Consider the following 12,478-nt stretch of genomic DNA (forward strand, 5'->3'; position numbering starts at 1 on the left):
GTTTGTCCGGACGCGTCCATGGGCTGATCCTTGAAGTAGTGGAAAGCAAGAAGGCCGAAGAAGAGAAGTGACCTCCTAGGGACTTCGCAGATTGCGCCGCAGGTGCGCGCCCGCGGGTCCGCCGCCTGCGGTCGAAGGAGGCTCGAATGGCTCCACACGCCTCTCACGCCCCTCATGCCCATCAAGCCCCGCCTGCCCCACCTGCCCCTCATCTGCGGCACACGCCGAGTCCGGCGGGCCGGCGGTCGAGGATGGTCCGGCTCGACGAGCACCTGCCGGTCGATCACCGGCTCAGCCAGGTCTACCGCGTCGGGGCCGGGCTGACCGGGCTGGTTCTGCTCGCCTTCGGCATTCTGGGTCTCATCGACAAGGTCGGATTCTTCGACACCGGTGGCGACAAGGTGGGGGGCCTCAGCACCAACGGCGCGCTCAGCGTCCTCTCCATCTGCGTGGGGCTGCTGCTCTTCGTCGGGATGGTGATCGGCGGCAACGTCGCCTCGACACTCAACATGGTCCTGGGGATCGCGTTCATCCTGAGCGGGTTCGTCAACCTCGCTCTGCTGGATACGGGCCTCAACTTCCTCGCGTTCGAGATCCAGAACGTGCTGTTCAGCTTCGTGGTCGGCCTGATGCTGATGTTCTTCGGCATGTACGGCCGAGTCAGTGGCCGCCTGCCGCACGACAACCCGTACTGGCAGGCCCGTCACCCCGAGCAGGCCGCGCACGAAGCGCGGCGCCGGAGGCCCCCGCAGATGCCGGAGGTCCGGCACGAGAGGTCCTAGGGTGCGTCTTGCGTGCGTGGCGGACGCCGCGCGGCAGACCGCAGATTGACGAGAAGTCCTGGCTACGCGGTCTTGCCCCGGGCTCTACGCTTGGGCCATGCCTCGCTATGAGTACCGCTGCCGCCCCTGCGGAGACACGTTCGAAGTCAGCCGTCCGATGGCGGAGTCCGCCGCTCCCGCCACCTGCCCCGCCGGGCACGAGGACACCGTGAAGCTGCTCTCCACCGTTGCCGTCGCCGGAGGGGCCCAGTCCGCGCCCGCCCCGGCAGCCGGTGGGGGTGGGGGTGGCGGTTGCTGCGGGGGCGGTTGCTGCGGCTGACCCAGGACGCCTCCGGCTCCGGGCCTCCTACCTCTTCCGCGAGAGCGTCAGCCCGTCCGCCACCGTGAGCAGCACGCTGTCCATACGGGTGTCGGCGGCGACGTGGACGTTGAAGTCCTTGATCGCCGCCGCTGCCCCGGTCGCCCGCGGATCGACCACGCCCCCGTGGAACAGCACGTTGTCGGTCGCGATCAGGCCGCCGGGACGCATCCGGGGGACCAGCTCCTCCCAGTACGGGATGTAGTTGCCCTTGTCCGCGTCCAGGTAGGCGAGGTCGATGTGCGGTGCGGACGGCATCGCGCGCAGGGTTTCCAGCGCGGGTGCGATCCGCAGGTCGATACGGTCCGCGACGCCGGCCTTCTCCCAGGCCGCCCGGCCGAACGACGTCCACTCCTCGGAGACGTCGCAGGCGATCAGCGTCCCGCCCGGCGGCAGCGCCTGGGCCATCGCCAGCGCCGAGAAGCCGGTGAAGGTGCCGACCTCGACGATGTGCTCGGCTCCCGTCAGCCGGACGAGGAAGGCGAGGAGCGGTCCCTGCTCCTCCGCGGACTGCATGCCCGCATGGTCCGGGAACCGGGCGTAGGTGGTCTCGACGAGCTCACGCTGCACCGCGTCGAGCGGTGGGTTGTGCGCCAGCATGTACGCGTACAGCTCGTCCGTGATCCTGGTTTCGTTGCCCTTGCTCATCGCGCGCTTCCTCCGTGACTGGACGGCTTCCGGCACGTCGGGAGTCCGCCCGACGGTCTGTCCGCAATCCTGGAATCCTGGCTGCCATCCTGTCCGGAGTCGGCCGGATTTCGCGCGCGGCGCGGGCTACCGGCGCCGCTCCGCGCCGGCCGCGCCGATGAACCGGCGCAGGATCTCCTCGCCCGCCGCGACACCCGATTCGCTCAGCACCTCGACGTTCGGGGCGGTCCAGCCGCTGTCCGCGAGTTCGCCGTGGCCCGGGCGCCAGGCACGGTCCGCGGCGAGCAGCAGGTCCGCGTCGAGGAGCGAGTCGCCGGCGGCGAGGGTCAGAGAGGCGCCGCAGCGGCGTGCGACCTCGTTCATCGCGGCGCTCTTGGTGAGCGGCCTGGGTACGGCGTAGATCTTGCGGCCCTGGAGCGAGACGGTCCAGCCCCGGCCGTCCGCCCAGTCCGCCAGTTCCTTCACCCAGCCCTCGGGCAGCAGCGAGCGCTCGACGACGAGGTACGCGAAGAGGTCTTCGGCGATCCGTTCCTTGAGGAGCCAGGCGGGGTCGGCGGCGGCGACCAGGTGGGCCCTGACCTCGGCGAGGGAGGCGCACTCGTCGGCGAGCCGGGCCGCGACCTGCCGCTGCCAGTCCCGGTCGGAGACCCCGTCGACCAGCAGGTGTCCGCCGTTGGCGCAGATGGCGTACTGCGGTGCGGGGCCGGGGAGATGGATGCGGTGGTACTGCTCGCGGGTACGGGTCGTGGTGGGGACGAAGACCGTGCTGCGGCCCACCGCGTCGAGCAGCGCCGCCGCGGTCTCGGTGAGATAGGACAGCGGCTTGTGTCCGTAGATCTCGACGCACAGCAACCGCGGGGCTTCCGCGTCGGGCATCGGCAGCTGGAGGGCCGCCGCGGAGTAGATGAGGGTGCGGTCGAGGTCGCTGGCGACCAGTGTCACCTGTGCGCTCACTTCCCCGTCACCGCCCGGCCGTCCGCACCCGTGGCGCCCCGCGTGAACTGCGGGTGGATCAACCCCACGCAGGTGTACGGGAGTTCGTCGACCTCCTCGACCGGTACGCCGCGCTGTTCGGCGAGCAGTCGTACGTGGTCGAGGTCGGCGCCCGCGCCGCGCTTGGCGAGGATCTTCCACGGAACGCGGCGCAGCAGTACGCGTGTCGTCTCGCCGACTCCCGGCTTGACGAGGTTCACGTCGTGGATGCCGTACTCCTCGCTGATCCGCTCGACGGCGGCCCAGCCCTCCCAGGTGGGGGCCCGGTCGGCCGTGAGCAGTTCCTTGACGTCGGCGTCCACCGCGTCCACGACCTCGCCGAAGCGGTCCGCGACGGTGTCGATGAAGTGGCCGGACACATCCGTACCGGCGAGCTCGCGGTAGAACTTCGCCCCGTGGAAGTCCTCGGGGCCGACCAGGTCGGCACGCAGGACCGTACGGGAAATGAGTCCGGAGACCGTGGAGTTGAGGCAGGCGGAGGGGATGAGGAAGTCCTCGCGGGTGCCGTAGGTGCGGACGCAGCCGCCGGGGTCGGCCAGGACGGCGATCTCGGGGTCGAAGCCCTCGAACTCCGCGAGGGCGACGGCGAGTTCCCTGGTGATCGCGCCCTTGCCCGTCCAGCCGTCGACGAAGACGACGTCGGTCGGGTCGTGGTGGGCCGCCAGCCAGCGCAGGGCGTTGGCGTCGATGCCCCGGCCGCGCACGATGGAGACGGCGTAGTGGGGCAGGTCGAGGCCGTACCGGTACTGGGCCCAGCGGCGCATCAGGACGCCCACGGGCGTGCCGGCCCGGGCCAGCGAGACCAGGACGGGGCGGGGGGACCGTTCGGCGAGGACGGTCTCGGTGACCGTTCCGACGGCCCGGGCGACCCTGGCGGCCGAGGTGTCCAGCGCGGCCTTGAAGAGGTCCTGGTACTGGGGCGTCGGCTGGTATTCGACGGGGAGCGACTCGGCGTAGTGCGCGCCACCGCTCTGTATCGCTTCCTCGCGCTCCTCGGTGGGCGCCTCCAGCTCGGTGTCCGAGAGGTCCTGGAGCAGCCAGCCGACGTCCTGCGCGGCGTAGGAGGAGAAGGCGGGGCCTCGGAGGGGCTCGGGCAGCATGGGGGGCTCCTGCCGTTCGGCGGCGCGGGAAGGGGCCTCGGAGTCCCCGGCGGCTGCCGGGGCCGGGGCCGGGACGTGGGAGGGGACCACGGCCAGCAGGACGTGATCGGTGTGCGCGGCCAGCCGGGCCAGCAGCCCGTCGGGGGCGTGCAGCGCGGGGGTGTCCGCCACGGAGTCCACCACGGCCACGACGGCGTCGAAACCGGCACCCGCGACGTTGTACGCGTACCGGTCGCCGGGGCCGTCGGCGGGCTCGTCGTGGGCCGGGAAGACGAGCCGGCTGCGTATCGCGTACCCGGGGTCGTCGAGGGCGAGGACGGGGGAACGTGTGGTGGTGGAGTACCGCACCTCGGCGGTCGAGACCGCTTCCAGCGCCGTGCCGAGGCGGAGCGGGGCGTACATCAGCTCCTCGAAGCCGAGGACGAGTACGCGCCGGGCGTCGCCCAGCGCTTCGTCGATACGTGCCGCCATGCCCGGCAGGGCCGCTTCCAGGGCCGCGCGGTGGGCCGGGGTGAAGCCGTGCCGTCCGCCGTCGGGGACGCCGGCGGGCCAGGACAGCCCGATCCGGGTGGGTGCGGGCTTCGCGGGGCCGTCGCCCGGGGTCCCGGCAGCGGGTATCGCCCCGTCGGCGGGCGCGGTGGCCGCCTGCCGCGCCTCCTGGGCCGCCACCAGGTCCTGCCCGCGCTCCAGTACGCCGTCCGGCAGGAGCACCGTTCCCGCGCTGCGGGCCACCAGGTCGACGCGGGCGCCGATCTCGTCGGCGAACTCGGCCAGTCGCCCCCGGTCCGCCGACGAGCGCATGTCCGCCAGCGCCACGATGACGTACCGCTCACGGGGGTACAGCTCGTGCAGGGCGCGGATCGTGTTCAGCACGGTGTTGCCCGTGGAGAACTCGTCGTCGACCAGGACCAGCGGGGCACCGGTGGCGCCGCCCGACAGCAGGGCCGGGTCCTCGGGCAGCAGCAGGTGCGAGGTGGCGTGCGAGTGGGACTCCTCGAAGCCGCCCGCACGGGCCACGCCCTCGACGGGGCGGCGCGTGGAGTGGAGGTACGGTGCCACACCGAGCCCGTCCGCGACGGCGTGGCCGAGGCCGGTCGCCGTCTCCGCGTAGCCCAGGACGACGGCGCGGCGGGCCTCCGCCTCACCGAGGAGGTCGCGTACCCGCTCCCCCAGCTCGAACCCCGCCCCGTAGACCACGGAGGGCTTCTGCGGCACGTGCTTGCCCAGCACGTTCGACACGAGCAGGTGTGCCCGCTTGGGGTTGCGGCGCAGGGCGAGTCCCAGCAGCTCCTGGAGCTCCCCGTCGCCGACGAGCTCGACTCCCAGCCGCTCGGCAACCCAGCTGCCCGTCCACACCACGTCCTGTGCCTCTTCCCTCGTCGCGCGCTCGCTCATCGACACGCGCTCAGTCCGCCAGGCCCGCGGCCAGCAGCTCCACGAACCCGACATCTTCCTTGGCCACACCGAAGACCTCGGCCCGCTGCAGGGTCCGCTCGGCCCATGCGCGGTGCGGCTTCACTTCATTCATCTTGTTCGTATACGCCGAGCGGAGCACTCCGCCGCCGCCGCGCTCCGGCCGCAGGATGTCCTGGGCGTCGCTGAACTCCTCGTGGCTGACCACGGAGAGTGCGTGCACGGGCACGACGTGGGACGGGTGGATGCAGGTCTTGCCGAGCAGCCCGTTGGCGCGGTCCAGCTCGATCTCCCGCAGCAGCCCGTCCAGGTCGTGCTCGATCAGGGCCGTACGCAGTTCCTCGGCCCGCCCCGCGAAGGGGCTGCGGCGCAGCTGGGGCTTGAACATGCGCTCCTGGAGCCGGAAGTACTCCCAGACCGGGCCGGTGATCGTGAAGCCCGTGCCGTCGGCCCTGCCCAGCACGTTGACCACGTCCCCGATGACGGCGCTGACGATCTGGACGTCGTACGCGGTCATGTCGGAGGCCCGGCGCAGCCCGTACGCCGAACAGAAGTCCGTGACGCCGAGCCGCAGGGCGAGGACCCGCTCGCGGTACTTGTTCACCGTGCGGGCGATGCCCTGGAGGACGTCCGCCCGGGTCTCCAGGTGCAGCAGCTCGGGCGACTCCAGGACCGGCATCGCGAAGAGCCGCCGTCCGCTGGCGGCCTCGGCGCTCGCGAGTGCCTCCAGGAAGAGGACGCCGCGCTCCTCGGTGAATTTCGGCAGTACGAATCCGGACAGCAGCCGCACCGATCCGCCGAGCCGGCTCACCAGGTCGGTGATCTGCTCGGGGGCGCGCACCCGGATGAAGAGCAGCGGCGTCTCCGTGCCCCTCGCCGCGAGGTCCGCGAACTGCCTGACCAGGTTCGCTTCGCCGTCCGCGACCTCCGCGTCGTCGATCGAGTCCTCCAGGCACAGCACCATGGAGACGACTCCGAGACCGGCCTGCTTGATCACGTCGTCGGCCAGGCGCGGCCGGGTCGCGGGGCTGTAGAGCGTGGCTCCCAGGGCCGCCGAGAGCATGCGGGCGGGAGAGTCCGCGTCGAATGCGCACGGCTCCTGGAAGAACAGGCCCTCCCGGGCAGCGGGCGAAATATGCCCGAAGTGACGCATGAGATCCCCCGTACTGCCTGACCGGCCGGACAACGTATGGCCGGTAATAGTACGTACGGACGGGTGTCGGCAGTTCCCCAGAGGCATGAATTTCGGGTAACTCGTCCATTACACGCACTCACCGCGAGGTATCGCCACTCCACCCGTATCGCCGCCACCGAAACCCGTGCGGCCCCCGCGTTGTCCGTTCGGGCAGGCAGCAGGCAGGATGACGGGCATGACGCACGCGATGCTGAAGGGCTCGAACGTCCCCCTCGATGCCACGGCCGTACGGGCCGTGCTGCGCTGGACCCCGGGCGCCGGTGTCCCCGATGTGGACGCCTCCGCCCTGCTCCTCGGCGCCTCCGGACGGGTGCGTTCCGACGAGGACTTCGTCTTCTACAACCAGCCCCGGCACCCCTCCGGCCTGGTACGACGGCTGCCCAAGCGCAGCGTCCCCGACGGGCTCACCGACACGATCGAGGCGGATCTCTCCGCCCTCGACCCCTCCGTGGACCAGGTGGTGATCGCCGCGTCCTCGGACGGGGCCGCCTTCGAACAGGTCGGCGATCTGTGCATCCTGCTGTACGACGCCGCGTCGGCGGACGGCGATCCGCTGGCCGTCTTCGACGTCAGGGCGGAGACCGGCGAGGAGACCGCCATCATCTGCGGCGAGCTCTACCGGCGTGGCGAGGGGTGGAAGTTCCGCGCGGTCGGGCAGGGCTATCCGACGGGCCTCGTCGGCCTCGCGACGGCTTTCGGCATCTCGGTGGACGAGACGGCCACGGACCCGGACCAGGCCCCCGCGCCCGTGCCCGCCCAGGCCGCGCCCTCGCCCGCGTTCCCGCCGGCTCCCGCGGTCGCGCCCGACTCCCAGGCCACCGTCCAGCACCAGCAGCCCGCTTACGGATACCCGCAGCCCGCCGGGCAGCACTCCGCTCCGCCCCAGCCCGCGTACGGGTACCCGCAGCCGGCCGCCGCTCCGCCCGCGTACGGCTATCCGCAGCCCGCCGCCGCGGCGGCGCACGCTCCGGACCCGAACTTCGCGCTGCCCCCGCAGGGCCCCCAGTTCCTCAGGTCCTGAGCGGGCGCGAACGAGAGGCTCCGACGACAGACCCTAGGGTCTTTCGTTTGGATCAGGCCGGATCAGGGAGCGGGGTCTGGTGTGGGCAGCTGCAAGGCGGAGGAGCGAGTCGACGCGGAGCGTCGACGACCGACGACAACGCCGGAGGGGGCCCCTCCCTGCTCGAGCGAAGCCGAGAGCTCGGGGGAGCGCGCGCCAGGGCACGCGAGCCCGGCATGATCCAAACGACAGGCCCTAGGCGCGGGTCTTGTAGCCGCGCCCCCACTGCATGCCGTAGCCGTACAGCCGGTCCAGTTCCGACTGGAAGCCGTATACGAACTTCACCTCGCGCCGCACGATCAGCTCGTCCTTGACGTTGTCGACGGTGAACACGGCGCAGGACCGGGCCTGCGGGGCCCTCTCGTCGAGCTCGATCTCGATCCGGGGGCCGTTGCCGGGGTAGAGCGTCACCTTGGCGTGCGTACGGTCGAAGGCCGGCGTCTGGTCGTAGATGTAGACGAAGAACAGCAGCCGCTTGATCTGGTCGCGCTGGTCGAGGTTGACGTAGACGGTCTCCCCCGACGGCGCCCCGAAGCGGTCGTCGCCGCTGAGCCGGATGTACGGCGGCCCGTTCAGATCACCGATCAGGTTCCCCAGCGGCTGGACCACGCCCCTGGTGCCGTCCTTCAGTTCGTACATGCAGCCCAGGTCCAGGTCGACGTTGACCACGCCCTGGGTGTGCGCCTGGACGACGTCGGGCTGGAAGAGCTTCAGGGGCCGCAGCAGCCGCCCGCTCTGCCGCGACCGGCCCTCGATGTCCGAACTGCGCATCCTCCAGGAGAGGTTGACGCGCAGATTTCCGGACAGGGCGCCCTGCTTCGTCAGTGAGACCGTGGCATGGCGCTTGGAGAGCACGATGGAGTTCGTCGCGGAGTTGCCCGCCTCGAACTGTGTTTCCCGCCTCGGCCACAGGCTGTCCCAGAAGGCCATCCCTACCCCCCACATCTTCCGTTGGTGCCCAAGTGGCGTCGTCACAGCCCCCGCACGTCACTACGGGGCGGCCCCGGGCCGGTTCCGGAGAACCGCCGCCGTGTGGGCCGCCCCGCAGAGAGCGTTCCTCATTCCCTACCGGGTCACACCCCGGAGGAGACTTCCGCCTTGGAACCGGAGCCGTCGCCGCCCGCGGCGATCGCCTTGTTGCGGCGGACCGACGACCAGAAGGACCAGCCGATCAGGACGACACCGACGAGACCGGTGATGAGCTCGTTGATCTCGTACTGGATGGTGACGAGGAGGATGATCGACAGGGCGCCGATCGCGTAGTGCGCGCCGTGCTCCAGGTAGGCGTAGTCGTCCAGAGTGCCCTCGCGGACCAGGTACACGGTGAGCGAACGGACGTACATGGCACCGATACCGAGGCCGAGGGCCATCAGCACGATCTCGTTGGTGATGGCGAAGGCGCCGATGACGCCGTCGAACGAGAAGGACGCGTCGAGGACCTCGAGGTAGAGGAACATGAAGAACGCCGCCTTACCGGCGAGTCCGACCGCGGAGACCGGCTTGCCGGCCTTCTTGGCCTCTTCCTCGGCCTCCTGCTCGCGCTCCTCCTCCTCTTCGAGCTTGTTCTCGAAGAATCCGGAGAGCCCGCCGACGACGAGGTACGTGATGAGGCCGGCGATACCCGAGAGCAGGACGGTCTCGGCCTTGTCCACGTGACCGCCACCGTGCTGGTGGGCCTGGGTCGCGAAGGTCATGGCGGAGATCAGCAGGACGATCAGGGCGACACAGACCGACAGCATGTCGACCTTGCCGAGCTTGGCGAGCGGGCGCTCGATCCAGCGCAGCCACTGGATGTCACGGTCCTCGAAGATGAAGTCGAGGAAGATCATCAACAGGAACATGCCACCGAACGCGGCGATCGACGGATGCGCGTCCGTGACCAGTTCCTTGTACTTGTCGGGGTCGTTGAACGACAGGTCGATGGCTTCGATCGGCCCGAGGTCGGCGCTGATGGCCACGATCACGACGGGGAAGACCAGTCGCATACCGAAGACCGCGATGAGCACACCGATCGTGAGGAAGATCTTCTGCCAGAAGGCATTCATCTTCTTCAGGATTCCGGCGTTGATCACCGCGTTGTCGAAGGACAGCGAGATCTCCAGGACCGACAGGATCGCAACGATGCCGAACGCCTGCCACCCCCCGTAGAACAGCGCCGCGACCAGGCCGAGCGCGGTCACCGCGAACGACCAGCCGAAGGTTTTCAGAATCACTGGCACCCCATCGTGTGTGTACGGACCTCCCCCGTGAGTGAGGGGCTCCCCCGCGCGTACGCGGCTTTACGAAACGTTGACCCCGAAGTCTAGAGCGATGCCCCGCAGCCCCGACGCGTACCCCTGCCCGACTGCACGGAACTTCCACTCCCCGCCGTAGCGGTAGAGCTCTCCGAAGATCATCGCCGTCTCCGTGGAGGCGTCCTCACTGAGGTCGTACCGTGCCAGCTCCTGGCCGTCCGCCTGGTTCACGACGCGGATGAACGCGTTACTGACCTGGCCGAACGTCTGTCCCCGATTGTCCGCATCATGGATCGACACCGGGAAGAGGATCTTGTCGCAGTGTGCGGGGACCTGGGCGAGGTTCACGATGACCGACTCGTCGTCGCCCTCGCCCTCACCGGTGAGGTTGTCCCCGGTGTGCTCCACGGAGCCGTCCGGGCTCGTGAGGTTGTTGTAGAACACGAACCACTCGTCACCGAGCACCCGGCCCGACTGGCACAGCAGCGCGCTGGCGTCGAGGTCGAAGTCCGCTCCGGTGGTGGATCGCGCGTCCCAGCCGAGCCCGACCAGCACCTGGGTGAGGTTGGGTGCGGCCTTGGAGAGGGAGACATTGCCTCCCTTGGCGAGCGTGACGCCCATGTGTGTCCTCCCCGTGTCGATGGATGAGAACGTCAGGCGCCGCACATCGTGCGGCGCCTGACGGGAAATGCTGGCGTGGCTCAGACGTTCACGCCGAAGTCCTGCGCGATACCGCGCAGACCCGAGGCGTAACCCTGGCCGATGGCGCGGAACTTCCACTCCGCACCGTTGCGGTACAGCTCGCCGAAGACCATGGCGGTCTCCGTCGAGGCGTCCTCGCTCAGGTCGTAGCGTGCGAGCTCCGTGTTGTCGGCCTGGTTCACCACGCGGATGTACGCGTTGCGGACCTGACCGAAGCTCTGCTGACGGCTCTCGGCCTCGTAGATCGAGACCGGGAAGACGATCTTGTCGACGTCGGCCGGAACTCCGGCCAGGTTGACCTTGACGACCTCGTCGTCGCCCTCGCCCTCACCGGTGAGGTTGTCACCGGTGTGCTCGACGGACCCGTCGGGGCTCTTGAGGTTGTTGAAGAAGACGAAATTGCCGTCGTTGCCCACCTTGCCGTCGACACCCGTCAACAGCGCGCTGGCGTCGAGGTCGAAGTCACCGCCGGTGGTGGTACGGGCATCCCAGCCCAGACCGACGATGACCGCGGTCAGGTTGGGCGCGGCCTTGGTCAGCGAGACGTTGCCGCCCTTGCTGAGGCTGACTCCCACGAGTCCTCCCATAGGTTTCAGGGGCCGGCAGAACCAGCGTCCCCATCGTGCTTGGCATCAGATCAACGACTGGATCCTAGTGACCGGTTCCCTGCCGAAACAGGCTTTTGGCCGGGCGTCGCCAGGAGATCTCCCGGATCGTGGAGCCCGACCGGGGAACAGGCGGGGATCAGATCGAGTCGAGGGCCTTGATGTAGTCCTTGAGGTCCCGGGCGTCCGGGAGACCGTTGACGACGGCCCAGCGGACCGTGCCGTCCTTGTCGATGATGAAGGTGCCGCGCACGGCGCAGCCCTTCTCCTCGTCGAAGACGCCGTACGCCCGCGAGGTCTCGCCGTGCGGCCAGAAGTCCGAGAGCAGCGGGTACTCCAGGCCCTCCTGCTCGGCGAAGACGCGCAGGGTGTGGATGGAGTCGTTGGAGACGGCGAGCAGCTGGGTGTCGTCGTTCTCGAAGCGGGGCAGTTCGTCGCGCAGCGCGCAGAGCTCGCCCGTGCAGACACCGGTGAAGGCGAACGGGTAGAAGAGCAGCACGACGTTCTTCTCGCCGCGGTAGTCGGAGAGCTTCACGGTCCGCCCGTGGTTGTCCTTCAGCTCGAATTCCGGGGCCAGGGTGCCGACCTCGATCGCCATGAAACGCGTCCCTTCAGTACTTCACCGCATACCCGGACCGGTCCGTCCGGATGGTCCCACCCTATGCAGTGGCCCGGCGCGCAGATGTACGAAGGCCCCCGACGGCGTGATGCCGTCGGGGGCCCCGGGTGGTGGGAGAGGGGTCAGCGCTTGGCCTTGGCCCCCTTGGGGGTGACCAGACGGCTGCCCGTCCAGTCCTTGCCCGCACTGATGCTCTTGGTCTGGGCGAGACCGGCTGTCTGGGCAGCCTCGTTGATGTCGCTCGGCTCGACGTATCCGTCACGGCCGGTCTTCGGCGTCATCAGCCAGACCGTACCGCCGTCCTCGAGCAGACCAATGGCATCCACCAGCGCGTCCGTAAGGTCGCCGTCCTCGTCGCGGAACCAGAGCAGAACGACGTCGGCGACGTCGTCGTACTCCTCATCGACGAGATCCTGGCCGGTAGTGGCCTCAATGCCCTCACGGAGCTCCAGCTCGACGTCGTCGTCGTAGCCGATCTCCTGGACCACTTGTCCGGGCTCGAACCCCAGGCGTGCTGCCGGGTTGGTCCGCTCCTCCGCGTGGTCCGCGGTCGCGCTCACGGGTTGCCTCCTGATCATGTTTCGGAAAATGCTTCCACCCACGCGCGTACGCGGGGCGTTGGCCGTAGTCCACACGGGCTCGGCGAATCGCGCAAGTACCCAGCGCGTGAGACCGCCTAAACGGTGACGTTCCCTGCCACGTCGCCGCAAGCTCCGGCCGGTCTCCTACGGGGTCTTCGATATCGCCCAATCCGTTTACGTCCTTCCTC

The 12,478-nt window shown here is 69.5% G+C and carries 13 protein-coding genes; 3 read left to right on the forward strand and 10 right to left on the reverse strand.

Annotated features, from left to right (window positions below):
• Positions 1 to 251 precede the first annotated feature (251 nt).
• Both OG230_RS10940 and OG230_RS10945 read left to right on the forward strand, forming a co-directional pair.
• On the forward strand, positions 252 to 782 hold the full coding sequence (locus OG230_RS10940) for a DUF4383 domain-containing protein (RefSeq protein WP_328909977.1): 531 nt from the start codon (positions 252 to 254) through the stop codon (positions 780 to 782).
• Between the two features lie 97 nt (positions 783 to 879).
• Positions 880 to 1,101 (forward strand): FmdB family zinc ribbon protein, encoded by a 222-nt coding sequence (locus OG230_RS10945; RefSeq protein WP_328909978.1) that lies wholly within the window; start codon positions 880 to 882, stop codon positions 1,099 to 1,101.
• A 27-nt stretch (positions 1,102 to 1,128) separates the two neighbouring features.
• On the opposite strand, the gene OG230_RS10950 is transcribed toward OG230_RS10945, so the two are convergent.
• From OG230_RS10950 to OG230_RS10965, 4 genes are all read right to left on the reverse strand, one after another.
• Entirely contained in the window at positions 1,129 to 1,788 is a 660-nt protein-coding gene (locus OG230_RS10950) for an O-methyltransferase (RefSeq protein ID WP_328909979.1), read from the reverse strand.
• 126 nt (positions 1,789 to 1,914) lie between these two features.
• Positions 1,915 to 2,742: an HAD family hydrolase gene (locus tag OG230_RS10955; protein WP_328909980.1), complete on the reverse strand. Its 828-nt coding sequence runs from the start codon at positions 2,740 to 2,742 to the stop codon at positions 1,915 to 1,917.
• Positions 2,739 to 5,276, reverse strand: a complete 2,538-nt coding sequence (locus OG230_RS10960) for a phosphoribosyltransferase (protein ID WP_328909981.1) — start codon at positions 5,274 to 5,276, stop codon at positions 2,739 to 2,741. The genes OG230_RS10955 and OG230_RS10960 overlap by 4 nt, the downstream gene beginning before the upstream one ends.
• Positions 5,277 to 5,286: 10 nt before the next feature.
• Positions 5,287 to 6,447, reverse strand: a complete 1,161-nt coding sequence (locus OG230_RS10965) for an HpcH/HpaI aldolase/citrate lyase family protein (protein ID WP_328909982.1) — start codon at positions 6,445 to 6,447, stop codon at positions 5,287 to 5,289.
• A 208-nt stretch (positions 6,448 to 6,655) separates the two neighbouring features.
• On the opposite strand from OG230_RS10965, the gene OG230_RS10970 reads away from it, so the two are divergent.
• Positions 6,656 to 7,510 carry a TerD family protein gene (locus OG230_RS10970; protein ID WP_328909983.1) on the forward strand — a complete coding sequence of 285 codons (855 nt, stop codon included), beginning with the start codon at positions 6,656 to 6,658 and terminating at the stop codon, positions 7,508 to 7,510.
• Between the two features lie 234 nt (positions 7,511 to 7,744).
• On the opposite strand, the gene OG230_RS10975 is transcribed toward OG230_RS10970, so the two are convergent.
• The 6 genes from OG230_RS10975 to OG230_RS11000 all read right to left on the reverse strand — a co-directional run bounded on the left by OG230_RS10975 (position 7,745) and on the right by OG230_RS11000 (position 12,269).
• On the reverse strand, positions 7,745 to 8,479 hold the full coding sequence (locus OG230_RS10975) for a TerD family protein (protein ID WP_328909984.1): 735 nt from the start codon (positions 8,477 to 8,479) through the stop codon (positions 7,745 to 7,747).
• 143 nt (positions 8,480 to 8,622) lie between these two features.
• Entirely contained in the window at positions 8,623 to 9,762 is a 1,140-nt protein-coding gene (locus OG230_RS10980) for a DUF475 domain-containing protein (RefSeq protein ID WP_328911367.1), read from the reverse strand.
• Positions 9,763 to 9,828: 66 nt separating this feature from the next.
• Complete coding sequence (locus OG230_RS10985; protein WP_328909985.1) at positions 9,829 to 10,404, reverse strand: TerD family protein; 576 nt, start codon at positions 10,402 to 10,404, stop codon at positions 9,829 to 9,831.
• A gap of 80 nt (positions 10,405 to 10,484) precedes the next feature.
• On the reverse strand, positions 10,485 to 11,060 hold the full coding sequence (locus OG230_RS10990) for a TerD family protein (RefSeq protein ID WP_185302899.1): 576 nt from the start codon (positions 11,058 to 11,060) through the stop codon (positions 10,485 to 10,487).
• A gap of 169 nt (positions 11,061 to 11,229) precedes the next feature.
• Positions 11,230 to 11,688 carry a peroxiredoxin gene (locus OG230_RS10995; RefSeq protein ID WP_328909986.1) on the reverse strand — a complete coding sequence of 153 codons (459 nt, stop codon included), beginning with the start codon at positions 11,686 to 11,688 and terminating at the stop codon, positions 11,230 to 11,232.
• Positions 11,689 to 11,831: 143 nt separating this feature from the next.
• Positions 11,832 to 12,269: a DUF3052 domain-containing protein gene (locus OG230_RS11000; protein WP_328909987.1), complete on the reverse strand. Its 438-nt coding sequence runs from the start codon at positions 12,267 to 12,269 to the stop codon at positions 11,832 to 11,834.
• Between the last annotated feature and the right edge of the window lie 209 nt (positions 12,270 to 12,478).

Origin of the sequence: Streptomyces sp. NBC_00234 (assembly GCF_036195325.1) — a bacterium.
In the GTDB taxonomy this organism is placed as follows: domain Bacteria; phylum Actinomycetota; class Actinomycetes; order Streptomycetales; family Streptomycetaceae; genus Streptomyces.

Bases quoted from the DNA above. Each gene is read 5' to 3' on its own strand.
- OG230_RS10960 (WP_328909981.1), bottom strand. From the start codon at position 5,276: ATGAGCGAGCGCGCGACGAGGGAAGAGGCACAGGACGTGGTGTGGACG.
- OG230_RS10970 (WP_328909983.1), top strand. From the start codon at position 6,656: ATGACGGGCATGACGCACGCGATGCTGAAGGGCTCGAACGTCCCCCTC.
- OG230_RS10995 (WP_328909986.1), bottom strand. From the start codon at position 11,688: ATGGCGATCGAGGTCGGCACCCTGGCCCCGGAATTCGAGCTGAAGGAC.
- OG230_RS10975 (WP_328909984.1), bottom strand. From the start codon at position 8,479: ATGGCCTTCTGGGACAGCCTGTGGCCGAGGCGGGAAACACAGTTCGAG.
- OG230_RS10985 (WP_328909985.1), bottom strand. From the start codon at position 10,404: ATGGGCGTCACGCTCGCCAAGGGAGGCAATGTCTCCCTCTCCAAGGCC.
- OG230_RS10940 (WP_328909977.1), top strand. From the start codon at position 252: ATGGTCCGGCTCGACGAGCACCTGCCGGTCGATCACCGGCTCAGCCAG.
- OG230_RS10945 (WP_328909978.1), top strand. From the start codon at position 880: ATGCCTCGCTATGAGTACCGCTGCCGCCCCTGCGGAGACACGTTCGAA.
- OG230_RS10950 (WP_328909979.1), bottom strand. From the start codon at position 1,788: ATGAGCAAGGGCAACGAAACCAGGATCACGGACGAGCTGTACGCGTAC.
- OG230_RS10965 (WP_328909982.1), bottom strand. From the start codon at position 6,447: ATGCGTCACTTCGGGCATATTTCGCCCGCTGCCCGGGAGGGCCTGTTC.